Consider the following 19883-nt stretch of genomic DNA (forward strand, 5'->3'; position numbering starts at 1 on the left):
TACCCGTAGATGTGTTGACATGTCAATGGATCCCCGTAATCTGAGTCACAACTAGGGACGGATTCGCCCAACGGCGAGAAGAAGGAGTGCTGAGCATGGTGGACACCGCAGGGGCAGTTGTTCCGGTACGAATGCAGGGGACTCCTGTGGTGCCCGGCGTGGTCTACGCGCCCGCAGTCCGGCCAGCCAAGGCGAATCTAGAACTCGGCGCCGAGGGGGACCTGGCCGAAGTTGACCGGGCTCCGGAGTCCGAGCGGTTCCTGCTGGCCGCGAACGCGGTGGCGGAACGGCTGCGCCAGCGCGCCAGCCGGTCCAGCGGGGTGGCGGCGGAGGTCCTCTCCGCCAACGCGGCGATGGCGGAGGATCGGGGCTGGGCCGGTGCCGCCGCCGCCCGCATCGCAGGCGGTATGCCGGCGACGCATGCCGTCGTCGCGGCGACGGCGCAGTTCACCGCCATGTTCGAGAAGCTCGGCGGGATGATGGCCGAGCGGGTGACCGACCTGCTGGACGTGCGGGATCGAGTCCTCGCGGAGCTGCTCGGCGAGGCGGAGCCGGGGATGCCGCTGCCCGAGGTGCCCTCAGTGCTGGTCGCGGATGATCTCGCACCGGCAGACACTGCCGGCCTGCCGCCCGGAATGATCATCGGGCTCGCGACCGAGCGCGGGGGACCAACGAGCCACACGGCGATCATCGCCCGACAGCTCGGTATTCCCTGTGTGGTGGCGGTGCCCGGGCTCGGCGGGGTGGTCGCGGGCAGCTGGCTGCTGATCGATGGGGACACGGGCGAGGTCGTCGACGGCCCGGATCCAGAGGTCGCGCGGGTACGGGTGGCCGCCTCCGAGGTAGACCGTCGCGCCGCGGAGGGCTGGACGGGTCCCGGCCGGACCTCAGATGGGCATCCGGTGCAGTTGCTGGCCAATGTCCAGGACGGGCCGTCGGCGCAGGCATCGACGAGCAGTCCGGCCGAGGGGGTGGGGTTGCTGCGTACGGAACTCGCGTTCCTTGACCGGGAAGCCGAGCCCTCCATCGCCGAGCAGGCCGAGATCTACGGTCAGGTGCTGCATGCTTTTGACGGTCTCAAGGTGGTGATCAGAACCCTGGATGCCGGTTCCGACAAGCCGCTGCGGTTCGTCACCCACCCCGACGAGGCGAATCCGGCTCTGGGCGTTCGAGGGGTGCGGATCGCCATTGCCGAGCCACACATCTTGGAGCGCCAGCTCGACGCGATCGTGGAGGCGGCTAAGGGCGCGAGCGTCGCGCCGTGGGTGATGGCACCGATGATCGCCACCATCGCGGAGGCCCGGGAGTTCGCGGCTCAGGTGCGCGGACGCGGCCTGGTGGCAGGTGTCATGGTGGAGGTGCCGGCAGTGGCGTTGCTGGCGGACAAGGTCCTGGCGGAGGTCGACTTCGTCTCGATCGGCACGAATGACCTGGCGCAATACGCCATGGCCGCGGATCGGATGTCCGCTGAGTTGGCGAGTCTGACGGATCCGTGGCAGCCGGCGGTACTGGCGCTAATCTCCGCGGTCGCGGAGGCGGGCGGCCGGGCGGGCAAGCCGGTGGGAGTGTGCGGGGAGGCAGCTGCTGACCCACTGTTGGCCGGTGTTCTGGTGGGGATGGGTGTGACGTCGTTGTCGTCCGCCCCGACGGCGATCAGACCGGTCGGCGCCGCACTCGCCGCCGTAACCTTGGCCCAGTGCCAGGCGGCCGCGCGGGCGGCACTGGACACGGAATCTCCCGCCGCCGCCCGGGCGGCCGCGCTGGGCATCCTGCGCCCCTAGCGCGGCCACACGAGAGTTCCTGCCGGGTCAGACCTTGCGCATCACGGTGACGACCTTGCCGAGGATTGTCGCCTCGTTGCCTGGAATGGGGGAGAAGACGGGGTTGTGCGGCAGCAGCCATACCTCGCCCTTCTCCCGCTTGAAGGTCTTGACGGTGGCCTCGCCGTCGAGCATCGCCGCCACAATATCGCCGTTCTCGGCCACGTTCTGCTGGCGCACGACAACCCAGTCGCCGTCGCAGATCGCCGCGTCGACCATCGACTCGCCGATGACTTTGAGCAGGAACAGCGAGCCCGTGCCCACCAGCTCGCGGGGCAGGGGGAAGATCTCGTCGATGTTCTGCTCGGCCAAGATCGGACCGCCGGCGGCGATGCGCCCCACGACGGGAACGTAGGCCGGGGTCGGCATCGACTCCTCCTCCTCAACCTCGCCCGGGTGGTCTGAGACCACGGAGGCGCCGGTGCCGGGCATGGGCTCTAGTCCGCGGACATCCACTGCGCGTGGGCGATTCGGGTCCCGCCGGAGGAACCCCTTCTTCTCGAGCGACTGCAGCTGATGGGCTACAGAGGATGTAGACGCCAGGCCGACAGCATCGCCGATCTCCCGAATGCTCGGCGGGTAGCCGCGGGAGGCGATGGACTGCTGAATTACCTCGAGGACGCTGCGCTGGCGTGCGGTGAGCGACTCGATGGACTGGCGGCCCTCAGTTTTCGCATGGCCGGAGTTCTGCTTCGCTGCCGATGACATGGGGTGGGCCTCCTGGCTCTGGAGCCCCCGCTGAGGGACTCGTTATGGGGTGACACATTCCGGTGGAGCATGCGGACCATCGGGCCGGGCCGCCGTGGCGACTCTGGGACAACCCAGCAGGGTGGGCGAGCCCGGAGTGAATCGAACGCCGCGGATGCTGCTCGAAAATCCGTTGCCCTAAATGTAGCGCTAAAACCCCAGTTGGCCAAACATCTGTTCGACGTATGTCGCGTGAGCTACAGACTTTGTCAGAGGCGTGTGGTAGAACTTTCGAACAGGCGTTCATCGAATGGCTGGTCGAGTGGCTGGCCTGCCAGCCGGGCCGGACATTCGATCCCACACAGGAAAGTCGAGACCAGCATGAGTACTAGCACTATCTCGCGAAACGGCAATATACGTCGCGTCGCCGCAGGCCAGGGAGGCGACGTCCGAACGGCGACCGGGCAGGGTGTTGATCGCCAGCGATCCATCGACCAGTCTCGCCGCAACAGTCTGCACGAGGCGCGGACGGTCGAATGGCGGCGGCCGGTAGGCGTCGGAGGGGGCTATACCGGCACTGCGGCTCGAGTTTCCAGGGCCGGCCATCAACCGCCCCCCGCTCCGGCGGTGTCGAACACCTGGGTGGTGGCCATCGCAATTGCGGTGCTGCTCCTGGTCGGCGGCGCGGCCGTCGCAGTGCGCGGCATGGGCGTGATCGACACGTCGACGACGATCGCGGTCGTGCAGGTCGAGCCCGGTGACACCCTGGGAAGCATCGCCGCCCAGAACGCGCCAGGCCTTGCGGTGGGCGAGGCCGTGGGGCAGATTCGTGCCCTGAACAACATTGCTGGCATCGACGTGCGCGTCGGTCAGAGCCTGCGGGTTCCCGTCACCGCAGGTCGATGACTCCCAGTGTTGCCCCATAGTTTGACGCTCCGAGCGAGTAGTCGTCCGATCACAACATCTTGTACTCTTTATAGAAGATTGTGACTAGCAGTTGATGTGCCACCCCCTAGCGCATGCGGACTGCTACGACGAAGGAGTCGCTATGCACTGTCCGTTCTGCCGCCACCCTGATTCCCGTGTGGTTGATTCGCGGGAGGCGGAGGAGGGGCAGGCGATCCGGCGCAGGCGATCCTGCCCGGAATGCGGTCGACGGTTCACCACCGTCGAGACCGCAGTGCTGTCCGTGGTCAAGCGGAGCGGTGTCAAGGAGCCCTTCAGCCGGTCCAAGGTGATCCGGGGCGTGCGAAGCGCCTGCCGAGGCCGTCATGTCGATGACGATGCACTGAACGTGCTGGCCCAGAGGGTGGAAGAGGCGGTACGCGCGACCGGTTCGGCGGAGATCGCGAGCCAAGACGTCGGCCTCGCGATTCTGGGGCCGTTGCGTGACCTTGACGAGGTCGCCTATCTCCGATTCGCGTCCGTCTACCGGGCTTACAGCTCTGCCGCCGACTTCGAGAGCGAGATCCACGACTTGCGCGAGTACCAGAACGCCAAGGCCGCCGACGGGGCCGTTTCCGCGTCGAGCTGAACAATCGCGGCCAGCTGCCCCCGACATGACTGCGGGGGCCTACCCGGCTGAGTCCGTCGACGCGTCTAGACGGAGCTCCCGGCCCTGCCAGCGTGATCGCAGCCACCGATCGTGACTTGCCACCACGATCGCCCCCGGGCCGGTGCCCAGTGCCTCTTCCAGCTCGTCGCACAGCCGCGGCGAGAGGTGATTGGTGGGCTCGTCGAGAAGCAGTAGTTCGGGTGGCTGGGCCATCAGCAGCGCCAACTCCAGCCGACGGCGCTGACCGACGGACAACTCGCCGACCGCCCGGTCTTGATCCCAGGTCGAGAGCAGGCCGAGGGACTGCAGGGGCACGGATTCGGCGAGTTCCGTGCCGAGGGCCAGGTCGTAGATCTCGCGTGCGGTGCGGTCACTCCGATCAAAGGCGGTGTCCTGGGCCAACAGGCCGGTCGTCAGCCCCGGACGGCGCACCATCGTGCCCGTGTGACTGAGCGCGCCGGCGAGCACCGCGAGCAGAGTGGACTTGCCCGCGCCGTTCGTCCCCGTGACGAGAAGTCGTTCGGTGGGTCCGATGTCGAGACTGTCCATCGTCATCCGGCCCCGGACCCGAACGCCCCGCATGGTCACGACTGGCTCGCCCGGCGGGCCGGTGGTGAACGCGCCAGGGCTGAACCGCAGGGGCTGGGGAGGCTCAGCGACCTGGTCGCGTTCGAGTTTCTCAAGCCGGCGGGTGGCATTGCGCACGCGGCGCGCGATCTGGGTCTGCACGCGGCCGCCGGCATGGCCGTATCCCATTTTCTCGTTGTCCTGTTTGATGTTGTTCGGCGCCACCTCGTAGGCGGTCACCGCCGCGGCGTGGCGCGCCAACTCCAACTTCTCCTGCTCGTCGATGAAACGGCGCTGCCAGCGGGCCCGCTCAGAGGTCTTGTGCGCCAGGTAGGCGGTGTAATTGCCGCCATAACGGGTGGGGCCGTCCACCGCCGGATCGAGATCGATCAGGTCCGTGCAGACGGCGTCGAGGAAGGCGCGGTCGTGGCTGGCCACGACGACGACACCCGGGAGGCTGCGCAACTGCTCGGACAGGAATGTCGCCGCCTCGTCATCGAGATGATTGGTCGGCTCGTCGAGCAGCAGGGTCGACGGCCGCCGCACCAACAACGCCGCCAGAGCCAGCCGGCTGCGTTGCCCACCAGATATTGACGTGAGATTGCGATGATGCGGAATGTTTGCGAGACCGAGCCCGGTGAATACTATCTCGGCCCGCCGGTCCGCATCCCATACCTCGTGTCGCTGCGCGTGCTCGAGGCGTTCCGCGTATGCGCCGAGCACTTGGGGATCCTCGGGAGCATCCCCGAGTTCCTGTGCGAGCCTGTCGAGTTCGGCAAGGACCTCGCGTGCGTCCCGGAGCGCGTCGTCGAGGACATCACCGATGGTGGTGGCGTGGTCGAAGGAAATCTCCTGTGGCAGGAACCCGAGGCCGCTCGGTCGTTCCACACTGCCCGCGTCGGGCTCGTCCGTGCCCGCGAGCAGCCTCAGCAAGGTGGATTTACCGACGCCATTCTCGCCAATGAGGCCGATCCGGTGGCCGGGCGCCGCGGTGAGGGAGACGCCGTCGAGCACTCGTCTGGCCCCGAATGTGCGGACGAGACCGTGAGCGAGCAATGCTGGTACAGACATGGTGGACTCCTGGGTGTTGGTTCACCCGGCGTCGCCGAGGTCGTGTGCCGCAGTGGGGGCATCCACAGGCTTAGATCATCCGAGTGCGGCGATCGCCTTGATGATCCGCTTCTCGCTCACCGGTTGCGCCGTGCCCAACCGCTGGGCGAACAGCCCCACCCGCAGTTCCTCGATCAGCCAGTAGACGTCCAGCACCTGCGGACTGCTCGCCTTGGCCGGCGGACACGTGTCGAGGTAGTGCTGCAGGGCGCCGTAGACCCGGTTCAACGTGTGCATCCCTGAATTCTCGCGGGCCATCGCCGCGGGTGCCAGGCCCTTCGGCGCCGCCTCCAATCGTTGGGCCGCGGCTGCGAGGTATCGGGGAAGATGCGCCACGCGCGCGGCACCGGTCTCCAGTAGGAATCCCTGGTGGACCAGGTCCGCCACCTGGTCGCGGACGTCGTCGGCGGTGGCGGGATCCGCGGCGGGGAGCAGACGCTGGACCTGTGCCCACTGCTCGACCACCTGCGCTGCCGAGCGCAGAATGGCAGAGGTGCGGGGATAGAGGTCCGCGGCGACCGACTTGCGCAGGGCCTCGAATGCCGCGGCGTCCCGTACCGCGGGGCCCATGCCCATCAGCTCGTCGATCGCGCACTCGTGGGCCTCTGCGAGCAGCCCCGACAGGCCGCCAAACGGGTACTGGCTCAGCAACAGCCGGTAGCGGTTGTCGAAATCAGAGATCAGCATCTTGGGTGGCCCCGGCAGGGCGTTGAGCAGAAGTTGGCGGGTCCCGGCGCGCATGAGTTGCCGCTGCTCCGCCTGGGTGGCGACCACTCGGACGCCCACGGCGGCGGCGATTGGGGCAGCGGGTGCGGCCCCGGCCTTGCTGGCCTTGCCGGACGCAGACGCCTTCTGCGGTTCCACGGCGAGCGTGGGGTAGCCGATAACTTTCTGGCCGCCCACGGTCCGCGTCACCTGGTCCGGGATTGCGCCCAGCGTCTCCGAGGTCCACTCGAGGGTGGCGGGTCGGGCGGCGTCCAGGCCCTGGGCCGCGCTGGCGGCGCGAATCTGCTTCGCCAGCGAGTGCTTGAGGGCTGCAAGGTCTTTTGAGCGTCCCAGCTCGTGGCCGTCCGCTCCGGTCGCGATGAACCCCATGCGCAGGTGCGGCGGTAAGGCGTCGGGGACAAATTCCCGCGGCGAGATGGCGCAGTTGCCCAGGCGCGACAGCTCGCGCGCCAGCGCCGTGTTGAGCGGCTCGGTGCGCGGCTTGATCGAGGCCATCGCGGCGGCCGCGAAGTCGGGTGCGGGCACGACGGTCCGGCGGGCGGGCTTCGGGAGCGATTTGATCATGGCCGTGGCGAGGTCGAGACGCAGCCCCGGGACCAGCCAGTCGAAGCCGACAGGTTGGATCTGGGCTAGGAGCTCGATCGGGATCCGCGCGGTCACTCCGTCATCCGGGTGGCCGGGCTCGAAATGATAGGTCAGCGGGAAGCGGAGCTGGCCCTGCTGCCAGGCGTCGGGGTAGTCGGCGGAGTTGACCCGGTTGGCGTCATCGTTGGTGACGGTCTGCTGCTGGAAGCTCAGCAGATCTGGGTCGGCCTTGCGCGCCTTCTTCCACCACGAGTCGAAGTGGCGGGCGGAGACGACGGACTCCCCGACACGCTTGTCATAGAAATCGAATAGGTCGTCGTCCTCGACCACGATGTCGCGGCGGCGCGCCCGATGCTCGAGTTCCTCCATGGACTCGAGCAAGGCTCGATTGTGGTGGAAGAAATCGTGATTGGTCTGCCACTCGCCCTGCACCAGCGCATGCCGGATGAACAGGTCGCGGGACGCCTCCTGGTCGATCTGGCCATACGGGACCAGTCTCCTGGCGACGAGCGGAACCCCGTAGAGGGTGACCTTCTCGTAGGCCATGGCGGCGGCGCGCTTGCTGGACCAGTGAGGCTCGGAGTAGGAGCTCTTGACCAGATGCGGCGCCAACGTCTCGGCCCACTCCGGCTGGATCTGGGCGACGGACCGCGCCCACAGGCGCGAGGTCTCCACCAGCTCGCCAGCCATGATCCAGCGCGGGGGCTTCTTGAACAGCGAGGATCCGGGGAAGACAGCGAAGCGGGCCCCGCGCGCTCCCAGGAAGTCCTTTTTGTCACCCTCGCGCAGGCCGATGTGGGAGAGCAGCCCGGACAGCAGGGACTGGTGGATCGCGTCCTCGGAGGCGTCCACGGTGTTGCGGTCCCAGTTGAGCTCGCGGGTGATCTGCTTGAGCTGCCCATGCAGGTCCTGCCACTCGCGGATGCGCATCCAGTGCAGAAACTCGGTCCGACACATCTTGCGGAACTGGCTCGAGGACAAGGCATGCCGCTGCTCGCCGAGGTACTCCCACAGCCGCAGATAGGCCAGGAAGTCCGAGCCCGCGACATTGAATCGCGCATGCTGCTGGTCCGCGGCCTGCTGGTGCTCGGCGGGCCGCTCGCGGACATCCTGCATGGACACGGCGGAGACGATCACGAGCATCTCCCGCAGGCAGCCCTGGCGGTGCGCCTCGAGCAGCATCCGGCCCATGCGTGGATCGACGGGCAGCCGGGCGAGCGCTTTGCCGTTGTCGGTGAGGGTGTTGACCTCGCCGGGCTTCGTGGCGGCCACGATCGCCCCGAGCTCCTGGAGCAGGCTGACGCCGTCGCGCACCGCGCGCGAGTCCGGCGGCTCCACAAAAGGGAACGCGGCGATATCGCCCAGGCCCAGGGCGGTCATCTGCAGGATGACCGACGCCAAGTTGGTGCGCAGGATCTCCGGCTCGGTGAACGCCGGCCTGGAGTCGTAGTCCTCCTCGGAGTACAGGCGGATGCAGATGCCGTCGGCGACGCGGCCGCACCGGCCGGAGCGCTGGTTGGCGGAGGCCTGCGAGATGTCCTCGATAGGCAGGCGCTGGACCTTGGTGCGCACGGAGTACCGGGAGATGCGGGCGAGGCCGGTGTCGATCACGTACCGGATGCCGGGGACCGTGAGCGAGGTCTCCGCGACGTTGGTGGACAGCACGATCCGCCGCCCGGCGTGGCCGCGGAAGACCTTGTGCTGATCGGCGGCGGAGAGCCGGGCATACAGCGAGAGGATCTCCGTGTTGCGGAAGTTGCGCTCCCGCAAGGCGTCTGCCGCGTCGCGGATCTCGCGCTCGCCGGATAGAAACACCAGGATGTCCCCGTCGCCCGCCTTGAGCAGCTCCGTGGCCGCCTCGCAGATGGCGTCCAGTGGGTCGCGGTCGATTGTCTGCTCGCCCTGCTGGACCGTGAGCGGGCGGTACCGCATCTCGACGGGGAAGGTGCGGCCGGAGACCTCGATGATCGGTGCGGGGACGCCGTTGACACCGAAGTGCTCAGCGAAGCGCTGCGGGTCGATGGTGGCGGAGGTGATGATGACCTTCAGGTCCGGCCGGCGCGGCAGCAGCTGCTTGAGGTAGCCCAGGATGAAGTCGATGTTCAGGCTGCGCTCGTGGGCCTCGTCGATGATCAGCGTGTCGTAGCGCCACAGCATGCGGTCGCGCTGGATCTCGTTGAGGAGGATGCCGTCGGTCATGACCTTGACGAGAGTTTTGTCCGAGACGTGGTCCGTGAACCGCACCGTGTAGCCGATGGTCTCGCCCAGGGGGCGGTCCAGCTCCTCGGCGATGCGCTCCGCGACCGTGCGGGCGGCGAGGCGGCGGGGCTGGGTGTGCCCGATCAGCCCGCGCACGCCCCGGCCCAACTCGAGGCAGATCTTGGGGATCTGGGTGGTCTTGCCGGAGCCGGTCTCGCCGGCCACGATCACGACCTGGTGCTTGTCGATCGCGGCGGCGATGTCCTCGCGCCGCGCCGTGACGGGCAGCGATTCCGGGTAGGTGATCGGTGGGACGCTCGCGCGGCGGACCTGCACGGCCGACTGCGCGCGCTCGATCTCGGCGGCGATCGCGGTCAGCGCGTCCGGCGTGCGGGCCTTGTCCAGGCGTCGGCCCAGCCGGGACTCGTCGCGCAGGGTCAGGTCCGAGAGCGACCGGGCGAGGTCGCTGCGCCGGGGACCGGACTGGTTCCGGGGGCGAGACTGGGCGGCGGAGGAGTCCGCGGCGGCGGAGGGTGAGGTCGACATGCTTCCCCCAGGGTATCCAACGGCGGGCCCGGACCGCACATCTGCGAACCCTTGCCTGTTTTCCCGATACCGCCAGCGGTGCTGTGTGACGATATTGCGATGACCCAGATCACGGAGCCCGCGGCGCCGCCCGGGGCGGGAATAGTCCTCCGAGCCTTGCGGCTGGCGTTCGCGGCGCTCGGTATCCTGGCGCTCGCGTGGATCCCCGTGCGCAACCTTGACGTGGACGCGTTCTCGACGGCTAACTACTTCAGCTACTTCACGATACTAAGCAACGTGCTGGCTGTGATCGTGCTGGCGGGCGGGGCGCTGGCGGACCCCCGATCCACGGCCTGGCAGCTGCTGCGAGGCGCGACGACGGTCTACATGGTGATCACCGGGATCATCTACGCGGTGCTGCTCGCCAACGTCGATGTGATGCTCCAGGATGAGTGGATCAACGCGCTGCTGCACCGAATCCTGCCGCTGGTGCTCCTAGCGGACTGGCTCATCGCACCTCCCCGACGGCCCATCGACGACAAATCGAGCCTGGCCTTCCTCGCGTTCCCGCTGCTGTACGGCGCGTACACGCTGGTCCGCGGCCCCATCGTGGATTGGTACCCATACCCGTTCCTCGATCCGCGGGAGGACGGCTATCTGCAGCTGGCGATTGGGCTAGTGGTGTTGCTTATCGCGATGGTGTTCATGTCGCTGGCCGTGAACGTGGCCGGGCGGATCGCGGCGCGGTGGCGCTATGGCCGTCCCGCGCCGTCGCGGCTCCTGGGTGGATAACTTTCCGAGCGCTCCGGTGATCGGCCGCGATATCCTGAGGTGGCATGCTAGGAGTGAGGCATGTTGATTCGTCCGTGTCCCTGGGGTCGGGTGGAATGGCCGACCCCCCGACTAGTTTGCCGCTGTCCCATGGTTGACGTCGACCCGTTCCAGACACAGCGTGACGTGGGCGAAGATGTCCGGTTGGAGCTCGAGGCGGCCGGTTTCGAGGATCCGCAGGAGATTGGGCGTGGTGGGTTCGGCGTCGTGTATCGCTGCAGGCAGCCCGCATTGGACCGCGCCGTGGCGGTGAAGGTCCTCACCGCCGATATGGACCCGGAGAACAGCGCCCGGTTCTTTCGGGAACAGCGCGCCATGGGCAGGCTCACCGGGCACCCGAATATAGTCCACATCTTCCAAGTGGGGGAGACCGTCGGCGGCCGTCCCTACATCGTGATGGGATACCACCCGCAGGACTCGCTCGACGCCTGGATCCGCACGCGCGGACCGCTCTCGGTGGAGCAGACCCTCCGGCTTGGTGTGAAGATGGCGGGCGCGCTGGAGACTGCCCACCGAATGGTCATCCTGCACCGCGACGTCAAACCGGGGTATCTGCCGCCAGCTCGACGGGCTACCCCTCGCAATCGAGTTGGCCGCCGCCCGGATGCGCGTGCTGAGCGCGGAACAGATCCGGCAAAGGCTCGCCGATCGGTACCTGCTGCTGACGACGGGAAGCCGGGAAGCCCCGTCACGCCAGCAGACTCTGCGCCTGTGCATCGACTGGAGCTACGACTTGTGCACCGACCAGAAAAAGCTCATGTGGCACCAGCTGTGTGTCTTCGCGGGCAGTTTCGAGCTCGACGCGGCGGAGGACATCTGCGAGGTGCCCGGGACACACAACGTGCTGGACCTGCTGACATCCCTGGTCGACAAATCCATCCTGATCCGGGACGAATACGCGGGGGTCGTGCGATTTCGCCTGCTGGAGACCATCCGGGACTATGGCAAGGAGAAGGCGCAGCGTTCCGAGAACTACCGCGGTCTCCGTCGACGTCATGCGGATTGGTTCGAACGACTGGTGGCGCACGCGGAATCGGACTGGATCAGTGCGCGGCAGCTGGAGTGGACAGCGCGCTTGACACGCGAACAACCAAACCTGCGCGACGCGCCCGATGACGCGCCCGATGACGCATCTGGACAGGCGCTGCGCATCGCGTCCACGCAATTTCCGTTCTGGCTGTCCCGCGGCTTGCTCAACGAGGGCCGGTACCGGCTTGATCGCGCATTGCGGCGCCGCGGCGACCAGCCGCTGGCGGATCGGGTCAAAGCTCTGTACGCGGACAGCGTGCTCGCGGAAATTCAGGGTGACCTGGCGCGCGGACGAGAATTAGTGGACGAGGCGCGCGAGATTGGCGGGGGCGGGGGCGATCCCGTGGTGTCTGCGCGCATCGCTCATGCTGCGGGCCTGCTGGCACTCTGCAGCGGCGACCTGCCCGTCGCTGTGGTCGAACTCGAGCACGCGTTCTCCGCGTTCGAGGCCTGCGATGATCTGACCGAGCAGACCTGGATCCTCGTCATGCTCGGATTGGCTTACGAGTTGCAGGGCGACAGCTCGCGAGCGATGGACTGCCACGAGCGTGTCCTCGCGCTGACCGAATCGCGGGGCGAGTCTGTCTTCCGGTCGTATTCGCTGTGAGGTCTGTCCGGCCTTGCTGGTTCAGGGAAACACCAGCAAGGCCGGACAGCTGCTCGAGCAGGGGTTGCAACTGACCTGGATCGCGGATGAACCGCTGGCTGCCTCTGTTTGCCTGGAGGCCCTGGCGTGGATAGCCGCCACTGATAACCGCATGAGCCGTGCGGCGGTGTTGGCTGGCGCCGCCGAAGGGCTGGGACGCGCAGTGGGCAGCTCCTCGTCGGTCCTGTTCCACAATCTGCAGAAGTACCACGACAAATGCAAACAGTTGACCCGGAAGGCGCTGGGAGACAGAGAGTTCGAGACTCTTCTGCGAAAGGGAAATCACCTCGACCTTCAGGAAGCGGTCGCCTTCGCACTGGGCACGGACTCTTCGGCGGAGAAGTAAGCGCCGCGGCCGCTAGCGCGACGAGCAGCCGGCCTCAGCGGCGTGGGGACCGGACCCGACGCCGTAGCTGGCGGCCTACCCGCTCACGGGCAGTGCGCGGCTCCGGCTGGAGCGGCACCACTGTCCGGTCCGAGGCCGCCGCGGCCCGCGCATGGCGCTCATGCAGGCGGTCGCGGACCTCGTCTGGGGTGTACGCGCGGCGCTGGCGCTCCGCCCGCACGGCGACGGCGCCGGTGGCCGCGACGCCGACGACGCCGGCGAGGCCGAGAAGCTTCCAGACGGTGCTCGCGTTGATGGGCATCGCTCTAGGGTAGACGGATGAGTCCACGCACGCATGAGTCTGAGATCACCTTGGCCCGCGCCGTCGAGACCACCCGAACCGGCGACATCTGGATCTTCCGCGGACAGTCCGGGCCAGATCGCGCGATCCAGACCCTCACCAACAGCCCGGTCAACCACGTCGGCATGGCGGTGGTCCTCGAGGACTTGCCGCCGCTGATGTGGCATGCCGAGCTGGGGCATTCCCTGCAGGACATGTGGACTGGGCGCTTCCAACGCGGCGTGCAGCTGCATGATCTGCGCGACGCGGTGCTGGTGTGGGGCGCCAAATATGGCCAGCGGGCGTGGCTGCGGCAACTGGCGGAGCCGGTGACCCCGGAGCAAGAGGACGCGGTGCTGCGCACTATCGCCCGCCTCGACGGCACGCCGTTCCCGTCGACGGCCAAGCTCACGGCGCGCTGGTTTGGCGGCCGTGTTCCGCGGCTGCGCCGAGGAGGTGGGGACCGGGCGGCGCCGGGCATCGAGAGCGCGTACTGCGCGGAGGTCGTCGGCGTCACGTATGAGTCGATGGGGCTGATCGACGGCGCCCGCAAACCCAATTGGTATGACCCAGGCCGCTTTTGGAGTGGCGATCGGCTGCCGCTGGCAGATGGCGTGGAGCTGGGCGCGGAGATCGCGGTGCGGCTGGGGGAGTAGCTGCCGCCCTCAGAACGGCGAAATGCCGTGTGCGGGCACCGAATCGGTGCCCGCACACGGCATTGTTTTCAGGCTCGCGGCCTTAGACGTTGGCGCCAGCCAGCGTCTCGGCGGCGAAGATTGCCTGGGCCACACCCTGGACGGTGGCGGCGACCTTGACGGCCTCCCACACCTGCTCCTTGGTGAGCCCCTCCTTGCGGACGACGGCGTCGTGCGCGGCGGTGCAGTCGTGGCAACCGTTGATGGTCGACACGGCCAGGCTCCACAGCTCGAAGTCCGCCTTCTCGACGCCAGGGTTGCCGATGATGTTCATCCGCAGCCCCATGCGCACCGGGGTGTACTCGTCGCCGAGGTAGCTCTTCGCGCGGTAGGACACATTGTTCATGCCCATGATCGCGGCCGCGCCGAGCGCGGCGTTGTAGGCCTCGGCCGACAGGGTGTCGGCGGCCTCCTCGGCGATCTCACGCAGCACGGTGGCCGACTTCGTGGCGGCGGCGGAGGCGAGGAGCGTGCCCCACAGCTGCTGCTCGTTGAGCTCGGTGGTCCGGGAGAGCGTGCTCAGGTTGAGCTTGAGGTCCTTGGCGAACTCGGGAACAGAATTCTTCAGGTTCTCGATGCTCATGTTTAGACCGCCGCGGTGAGGAGCTCGCCGGCGTTGATCGTCGGGTCGCCCTTCTTCCAGTTGCAGGCGCACAGCTCGTCGGACTGCAGCGCGTCGAGGACCCGGAGGACCTCATCGACGTTGCGGCCCACGGAGCCGGCGGTGACGGACACGAACTGGACCTCGTTGTTCGGGTCGATGATGAACGTCGCGCGGTCCGCGACACCGTCGGCGTTGAGCACGCCGGTGGCCGTGGCCAGCTCGCGCTTGAGGTCCGAGAGCATCGGGAAGGGGAGGGTCTTGAGCTCCTCGTGCTGCGCACGCCACTGGAAGTGCACGAACTCGTTGTCGACCGAGGCGCCCAGGACCTGCGCGTCGCGGTCCGCGAACTCCTCGTTCAGCTTGCCGAACGCGGCGATCTCGGTGGGGCACACGAAGGTGAAGTCCTTCGGCCAGAAGAACACGACGCGCCACTTGCCAGCGTAGTCGTCGCTGGTGATGGTGGTGAAGTAGTCATCGGGCTGCTGGGCGTCGACCTCGGAGAGGTCGCCGCCGATGAGGGCGGTCATGTTGTAGGCGGGGAACTGGTCGCCAATGGTGAGGAGGGTCATGGTTGGTTCTCCTTTGTTGTGTGGACACGCCTGATGGCGCGTTCGGCAGTGCAGTTTGCGAAATTCATGAGCGTGAGGCGTCAGAGAAGATGGGTCGCAACCTGTGATCGGACGGTTGTCCACTGCCGGCCACGGCGACTGCTGCATCGACTCTCTCTCGTGCTCCGTCAACCACTATGCCCTAAAAGTTTCAAAAGGTAAAGCTCTTAGTTCCTGTAGACTAATAGGAATGACTGATAATAACTATCGGCCCACCCTCGCGCAGCTGCGCGCCTTTGTGGCCGTCGCGGAGTACCGGCACTTCGGCACCGCGGCCAATCACATGGGCGTGAGCCAGCCGACCCTGTCCCAGTCCCTCGCCGCCCTGGAGGCTGGCCTGGGCGTGCAGTTGATCGAGCGCAGCACACGGCGCGTCCTGGTGACCCCCGCGGGCCAGTCGCTGATGCAGAAGGCGCTGCTCACGCTCGAGGCGGCGGACCGCTTCGTCGCCGCGGCGACCGGCGCCGGCAGCGGGATGGTCGGCGCCCTGCGGATCGGGATGATCCCCACGGTCGCGCCGTATGTCCTGCCGAAGGCGCTGCCTGCGATCCGGGAGCGGTTCCCTGATCTGTTGCCGCACCTGGTCGAGGACCAGACGGTGCGCCTGCTGGAGGCGCTGCGGGCGGGACTACTCGATGTGGCGGTGATGGCGCTGCCCGCCGACGCCGTAGGGATGGCCGAGATCCCGCTATACGACGAGGAATTCGTGCTTGTGCTGCCCGCCGAGCATCCGCTGGCCGGCCAGGACGAACTGTCTGCGCAGGTGTTGCACGAGCTCCCGCTCCTGCTGCTCGACGAGGGCCATTGCCTGCGCGACCAGACCCTCGATTTGTGCCGGCTCGTGAACGCATCGCCGCTGCTGGGCGACACCCGGGCGACCTCGCTGGCCACCGTCGTGCAGTGTGTCGCCGGGGGATTGGGCGCCACGCTGGTGCCGGAGTCTGCGGTGGCCGTGGAGACCAGCAGCGGGGCGCTGTCCACGGCACGCTTCGCAAAGCCAGCGCCGGGCCGTGTGATCGGTCTCGTCTACCGAACCTCCAGCGGCCGCGAGGACGACTTCACGCTGTTGGCAGAACTGCTGCGCGATCAGGCCCCGGTCGAGAGCTGACGGTTAGCGGCCACGGCCCTTCCCACCACTTTTGCCGCCGCCCTTTCCGCCATTGGGGCGTCCACCCTTGGCCGGGCCACGCTGATTCGCCTTGCCGGAGCCCCCACCCTGCTTGCCGCGACCGGCCGGCGGGGCGGACTGCGCGCGCGCCTTCGCCTTCGCCTTGGCGGTGGGCCTCTCCTTGGGCGTCTCCGGCTTGCCCCGTGAGCTGTTGGCCGTGCGGCCGCGGACGATGCCGATCAGATCTTCCATCAGGTTCGATTCGGAGTCCTCGCGCCAGACCAGCGCCACCTGCGAGGTGGGCGCCTCCGCCAATGGGCGGAAGGTGAGGTCCTTGTGGTGGTGCAGACGGGCCAACGACTGCGGGACGATCACGACCCCGATGCCCGCGAGCACCAGATCAAATGCGTCCTGCGTGGTGGCGGGTCGCTCCAGCGCGGGTGTCCCCGGCAGGGATTCCGAATGGTCCTCACCCCAGCGCAGCGGATCATCCTGCGGGTGCAAGACGACCTCGCCCTCCAGATCCGCGAACGTGAGCTCCTCGCTGACGCTCAACACATGGTCCGTGGGCATCACCACAACGGTCGTCTCAATGTACAGCGGGATCGCGTGCAGCTCGTCGCGGTCGATCGGCAGCCGGACCAGGCCCGCGTCGACCTCCTTGCCTCGAGTAGCGGCCACCGCGGCCGCAGTGGCCAGACTCACCAGCTCGATCGGCACCCCGGGTATACGCTCGGACCACGTGCGCACCCACTTGGCGGGCATGACGCCGGGAACGTAGGCGAGGCGAAATTGCGGGACTTCCGGCTGTTCGGGCACGGGGCCAGCGTACCGGCTGCCGGGGTGTTGGCAGGACAACGCTGGAGGCCGTTAGGCTCTTGTCATGACGTCGAGCAAGAAAACCCAGATTTTGAAGCCCGCCACTGCGGCGAAGAAGCTCGGCATTTACCTGCCCGCAGCGCCGGAGTCGTTCCGCACCGAGCCCGTTACCCGCGAATCATTGGCCGCGCTGCTGCAGGATCCGCCGGTCTGGCTCACGGAGCTGCGGGCCACCGGCCCCCACCCGCGCCAGATCGTCGCCGAGAAGTTGGGGGTGTCCATCTCGGGGCTGGCGCGCTCCGGCCTGGATGAGGCGCTGACCACCAGCGAGATCGACGAGCTTATGGAGAACAGGCCGGATTGGCTGCGCCATGAGCGGGACGTGCAGGCCGGCGTCCGGTCCGAGGCCCGTCGCCTCAAGTCCGAGGCGACGGACCGCCAGACGACGGAAGCCGAGGCACCCAGCGAGGGCTGATCGAATTGACGCGAGAGGCCCGGCACATTCTCCATCGTGTGCCGGGCCTTTTCGTGCGTGCAGAGATCTGAGCGGGCTGCCGGACCGCAGCCCATGGCTCAGCCCTCGACCGCCTAGCCCTCGATGACCTCGATATCAGCCAGGACGACTTCGCCGATCGCGTCGGATGCCTCAAGGTCCAGCGAGGCCTCGAAGGCCCAGCCGTGGTCGCCGTCGGGGTCGGGCAACGTCTGGCGCAGTTCCCACACTCCGTCGACCAGCTCGGACTTGAACATGTGCGGGCCGCGCGCGTCGGGGCCGAGCGGGATGGGGCCGTACTCCTCGAAATACGGCAGCATGTCCTCCGCCCAGTCGCTGGCGGACATCCCCTCGTCGAGGGCCTCGAGCTCGGCCCAGCGGCGCTCGGCGACCAGGTGCACGCGGCGGAACATCGCGTTGCGCAGCATCACCTGGAAGGCGCGGGGATTAGTCGTGATGGACCGGGTGGTCTCCGTCGCAAAAGAGACCTGAGCCGGCCCGTCGAGGTCGTCGGGGTTGAGCAGCTGCTCCCACTCGTCGAGCAGGCTCGAGTCGACCTGGCGGATGAGCTCGCCGAGCCACTCGGTGAGGTCGTCCAGCTCGTCCGTGCCCACGTCGACCGGAACCGTTTGGCGCAGTGTGCGATACGCGTCCGCGAGGTAACGCAGCACGGTGCCCTCAGAGCGGGTCAGGCCATACCGTGAGATCAGGTCTGTGAACGTCATGGCCTGCTCGACCATGTCCCGCACGATGGTCTTCGGGGAGAGCCCGAACTCGCTGAGCCAGGGGTGGGATTGGCGGTAGGTCTCGTAGGCGGGCACCAGCACCTCCGCGAGGGGCTTGGGCCAGGTGATCTCCTCGATCAGCTCCATCCGCTCGTCGTACTCGATGCCCTCGGACTTCATCTCGTTGATCGCCACACCGCGGGCCGCATGCTGCTGGGCCATGAGGATTTGCCGTGGGTCGTCGAGGGTGGACTCGACGACGGAGACGATATCCAGAGCGTAGGTGGGGGAGTCGACGTCGAAGAGGTCGAATGCGGCGAGTGCGAACGGCGAGAGCGGCTGGTTTAGCGCGAAGTTGGCTTGCAGGTCGACGGTCAATCGAGCCCTCCGCCCGTCTTCATCAGGCTCGTCGAACTGCTCGACGACGCCGGCGTCGAGCAGGCTGCGGTACAGCGAGATCGCCCGCAGGATGTGCTTGCGCTGCTGCGGGCGCGTCTCGTGGTTGTCCTCGAGGAGGTGGCGCATCGCATAGAAGCAGTTGCCGGGGCGTTCAATAACGTTGAGCAGCATCGAGTTCGTCACGGAGAAGCGCGAGACCATTGGCTCGGGCGGGGCCACGATGAGCCGGTCGAACGTCGCCTCGCTCCAGGACACGAAACCCTCAGGGGGCTTCTTGCGGTGCACCTTGCGGCGTTTCTTGGGATCATCGCCGGCTTTGGCGAGCAGGCGGGCGTTCTCCACGTCGTGCTCCGGGGCCTGGACGACGACGGTGCCGAGGGTGTCGAACCCCGCGCGGCCGGCGCGGCCCGCGATCTGGTGGAACTCACGGGCGCGCAGTACGCGGGTGCGGACGCCGTCGTACTTGGTCAGTCCCGTGAACAGCACGGTCCGGATGGGCACGTTGATGCCGACGCCCAAAGTGTCGGTGCCGCAGATGACCTTCAGCAGGCCCTCCTGCGCGAGGCGCTCGACGAGGCGACGGTACTTCGGCAGCATGCCCGCGTGGTGCACGCCAATGCCGTGGCGGATCAGGCGCGAGAGCGTGCGGCCGAAGCCGGTGGTGAAGCGGAAGTTGCCGAGCGCGTCCGCGATGGCGGCTTTCTCGGCCTTGGAGCACATGTTGATGCTGGTCAGCGATTGCGCGCGCTCGAGCGCCGAGGCCTGCGTGAAGTGCACCACGTAGGCAGGGCACTGATTCGTCGTGGCCAGGTCCTGGATGGTCTCCTGGATCGGCGTGAGCACGTACTCGTAGGTGAGCGGCACCGGGCGTTCAGCGTCCGAGCCCACATGGGCGGTAGTGCGGCCGGTGCGCCGGGTCAGGTCCTTGACGAGGAAGTCGACGTCGCCCAGGGTCGCGGACATCAATAGGAACTGGGTGTGGGGCAGCTCGATCAGCGGCACCTGCCACGCCCAGCCGCGCTCGGGCTCCGCGTAGTAGTGGAACTCGTCCATCACGACCTGGCCGATGTCGGAGTCCGCACCGCCCCGTAGCGCGAGGTTCGCGACGATCTCCGCAGTGGCGCACACGATGGGCGCGGTCGGGTTCACAGCCGCGTCGCCGGTCATCATGCCCACGTTGTCGGCGCCGAAGATCTCGCACAGCGCGAAGAACTTCTCGGATACCAGCGCCTTGATCGGCGCCGTGTAGAACGAGCGCTTGCCCTGCGCCATGGCCACGAAGTGCGCGCCGATCGCCACCATGGACTTCCCCGAGCCGGTGGGGGTGGCGAGGATGACGTTGGAGCCGGCGACGATCTCCAACACCGCCTCGTCCTGCGCCGGGTACAGCGACAGGCCACGGGACTCGGTCCACTCGAGAAAGCGCTCGTAGAGCAAGTCCTCATCGAGCGGATCGGCGGGGACTAACTCGGTGAGAAGCACCAGGC

Annotated in this window: 17 protein-coding genes and 1 pseudogene; 10 read left to right on the top strand and 8 right to left on the bottom strand. The window is 67.5% G+C overall.

The features are described from left to right. Positions 1-95 precede the first annotated feature (95 nt). Positions 96-1781, top strand: a complete 1686-nt coding sequence (locus TBIF_RS21525) for a phosphoenolpyruvate--protein phosphotransferase (RefSeq protein WP_084611841.1) — start codon at positions 96-98, stop codon at positions 1779-1781. Between the two features lie 27 nt (positions 1782-1808). Here the strand turns inward: TBIF_RS21525 and lexA are convergent, their stop codons facing one another. After that, complete coding sequence (gene lexA, locus TBIF_RS21530; protein ID WP_024796808.1) at positions 1809-2528, bottom strand: transcriptional repressor LexA; 720 nt, start codon at positions 2526-2528, stop codon at positions 1809-1811. A gap of 606 nt (positions 2529-3134) precedes the next feature. Between lexA and TBIF_RS25815 the strand changes: the two genes are divergently transcribed. Together TBIF_RS25815 and nrdR are read left to right on the top strand one after the other, a co-directional pair. Further along, entirely contained in the window at positions 3135-3413 is a 279-nt protein-coding gene (locus TBIF_RS25815; RefSeq protein ID WP_158506382.1) for a LysM peptidoglycan-binding domain-containing protein, read from the top strand. Between the two features lie 142 nt (positions 3414-3555). Beyond that, positions 3556-4041, top strand: coding sequence for a transcriptional regulator NrdR (nrdR, locus tag TBIF_RS21540; protein ID WP_024796810.1), 486 nt, complete (start codon positions 3556-3558; stop codon positions 4039-4041). A 39-nt stretch (positions 4042-4080) separates the two neighbouring features. Here nrdR and TBIF_RS21545 read toward each other — a convergent pair whose 3' ends face one another. Both TBIF_RS21545 and hrpA read right to left on the bottom strand, forming a co-directional pair. Beyond that, positions 4081-5700 carry an ABC-F family ATP-binding cassette domain-containing protein gene (locus tag TBIF_RS21545; RefSeq protein WP_024796811.1) on the bottom strand — a complete coding sequence of 540 codons (1620 nt, stop codon included), beginning with the start codon at positions 5698-5700 and terminating at the stop codon, positions 4081-4083. Positions 5701-5775: 75 nt separating this feature from the next. Continuing rightward, positions 5776-9795, bottom strand: a complete 4020-nt coding sequence (hrpA, locus tag TBIF_RS21550) for an ATP-dependent RNA helicase HrpA (RefSeq protein WP_024796812.1) — start codon at positions 9793-9795, stop codon at positions 5776-5778. 99 nt (positions 9796-9894) lie between these two features. Here hrpA and TBIF_RS21555 point away from each other — a divergent pair, with 99 nt between their 5' ends. The 4 genes and pseudogenes from TBIF_RS21555 (at position 9895) to TBIF_RS26025 (ending at position 12626) form a co-directional block, all read left to right on the top strand. After that, positions 9895-10566, top strand: a complete 672-nt coding sequence (locus tag TBIF_RS21555; RefSeq protein ID WP_024796813.1) for a Pr6Pr family membrane protein — start codon at positions 9895-9897, stop codon at positions 10564-10566. Positions 10567-10695: 129 nt separating this feature from the next. Next, positions 10696-11154, top strand: a pseudogene (locus tag TBIF_RS26375) (serine/threonine-protein kinase); the annotation flags it as partial. 55 nt (positions 11155-11209) lie between these two features. Next, the gene (locus tag TBIF_RS26380; RefSeq protein WP_024796815.1) at positions 11210-12241 is read left to right on the top strand and encodes an ATP-binding protein; all 1032 of its coding nucleotides are present in this window, start codon (positions 11210-11212) and stop codon (positions 12239-12241) included. A 13-nt stretch (positions 12242-12254) separates the two neighbouring features. Then, positions 12255-12626: a hypothetical protein gene (locus TBIF_RS26025; protein WP_024796816.1), complete on the top strand. Its 372-nt coding sequence runs from the start codon at positions 12255-12257 to the stop codon at positions 12624-12626. 34 nt (positions 12627-12660) lie between these two features. On the opposite strand, the gene TBIF_RS21575 is transcribed toward TBIF_RS26025, so the two are convergent. Then, positions 12661-12927, bottom strand: coding sequence for a hypothetical protein (locus tag TBIF_RS21575; RefSeq protein WP_024796817.1), 267 nt, complete (start codon positions 12925-12927; stop codon positions 12661-12663). A gap of 17 nt (positions 12928-12944) precedes the next feature. Here TBIF_RS21575 and TBIF_RS21580 point away from each other — a divergent pair, with 17 nt between their 5' ends. After that, positions 12945-13601, top strand: a complete 657-nt coding sequence (locus tag TBIF_RS21580) for a hypothetical protein (RefSeq protein WP_024796818.1) — start codon at positions 12945-12947, stop codon at positions 13599-13601. A gap of 82 nt (positions 13602-13683) precedes the next feature. On the opposite strand, the gene ahpD is transcribed toward TBIF_RS21580, so the two are convergent. Both ahpD and TBIF_RS21590 read right to left on the bottom strand, forming a co-directional pair. After that, complete coding sequence (ahpD, locus tag TBIF_RS21585) at positions 13684-14223, bottom strand: alkylhydroperoxidase, AhpD family (RefSeq protein WP_024796819.1); 540 nt, start codon at positions 14221-14223, stop codon at positions 13684-13686. A gap of 2 nt (positions 14224-14225) precedes the next feature. Then, entirely contained in the window at positions 14226-14813 is a 588-nt protein-coding gene (locus TBIF_RS21590; protein WP_024796820.1) for a peroxiredoxin, read from the bottom strand. A gap of 229 nt (positions 14814-15042) precedes the next feature. Here TBIF_RS21590 and TBIF_RS21595 point away from each other — a divergent pair, with 229 nt between their 5' ends. Next, positions 15043-15960, top strand: a complete 918-nt coding sequence (locus TBIF_RS21595) for a hydrogen peroxide-inducible genes activator (protein WP_024796821.1) — start codon at positions 15043-15045, stop codon at positions 15958-15960. Between the two features lie 3 nt (positions 15961-15963). Here the strand turns inward: TBIF_RS21595 and TBIF_RS21600 are convergent, their stop codons facing one another. After that, entirely contained in the window at positions 15964-16779 is an 816-nt protein-coding gene (locus TBIF_RS21600; protein ID WP_024796822.1) for a LysR family substrate-binding domain-containing protein, read from the bottom strand. Positions 16780-16843: 64 nt separating this feature from the next. Between TBIF_RS21600 and TBIF_RS21605 the strand changes: the two genes are divergently transcribed. After that, positions 16844-17254, top strand: a complete 411-nt coding sequence (locus TBIF_RS21605; RefSeq protein ID WP_024796823.1) for a DUF5997 family protein — start codon at positions 16844-16846, stop codon at positions 17252-17254. Positions 17255-17367: 113 nt separating this feature from the next. Here the strand turns inward: TBIF_RS21605 and TBIF_RS21610 are convergent, their stop codons facing one another. Beyond that, complete coding sequence (locus TBIF_RS21610; protein WP_024796824.1) at positions 17368-19878, bottom strand: DEAD/DEAH box helicase; 2511 nt, start codon at positions 19876-19878, stop codon at positions 17368-17370. Positions 19879-19883 lie beyond the last annotated feature (5 nt).

The organism is Tomitella biformata AHU 1821 (assembly GCF_000524475.1).
In the GTDB taxonomy this organism is placed as follows: Bacteria; Actinomycetota; Actinomycetes; order Mycobacteriales; family Mycobacteriaceae; genus Tomitella; species Tomitella biformata.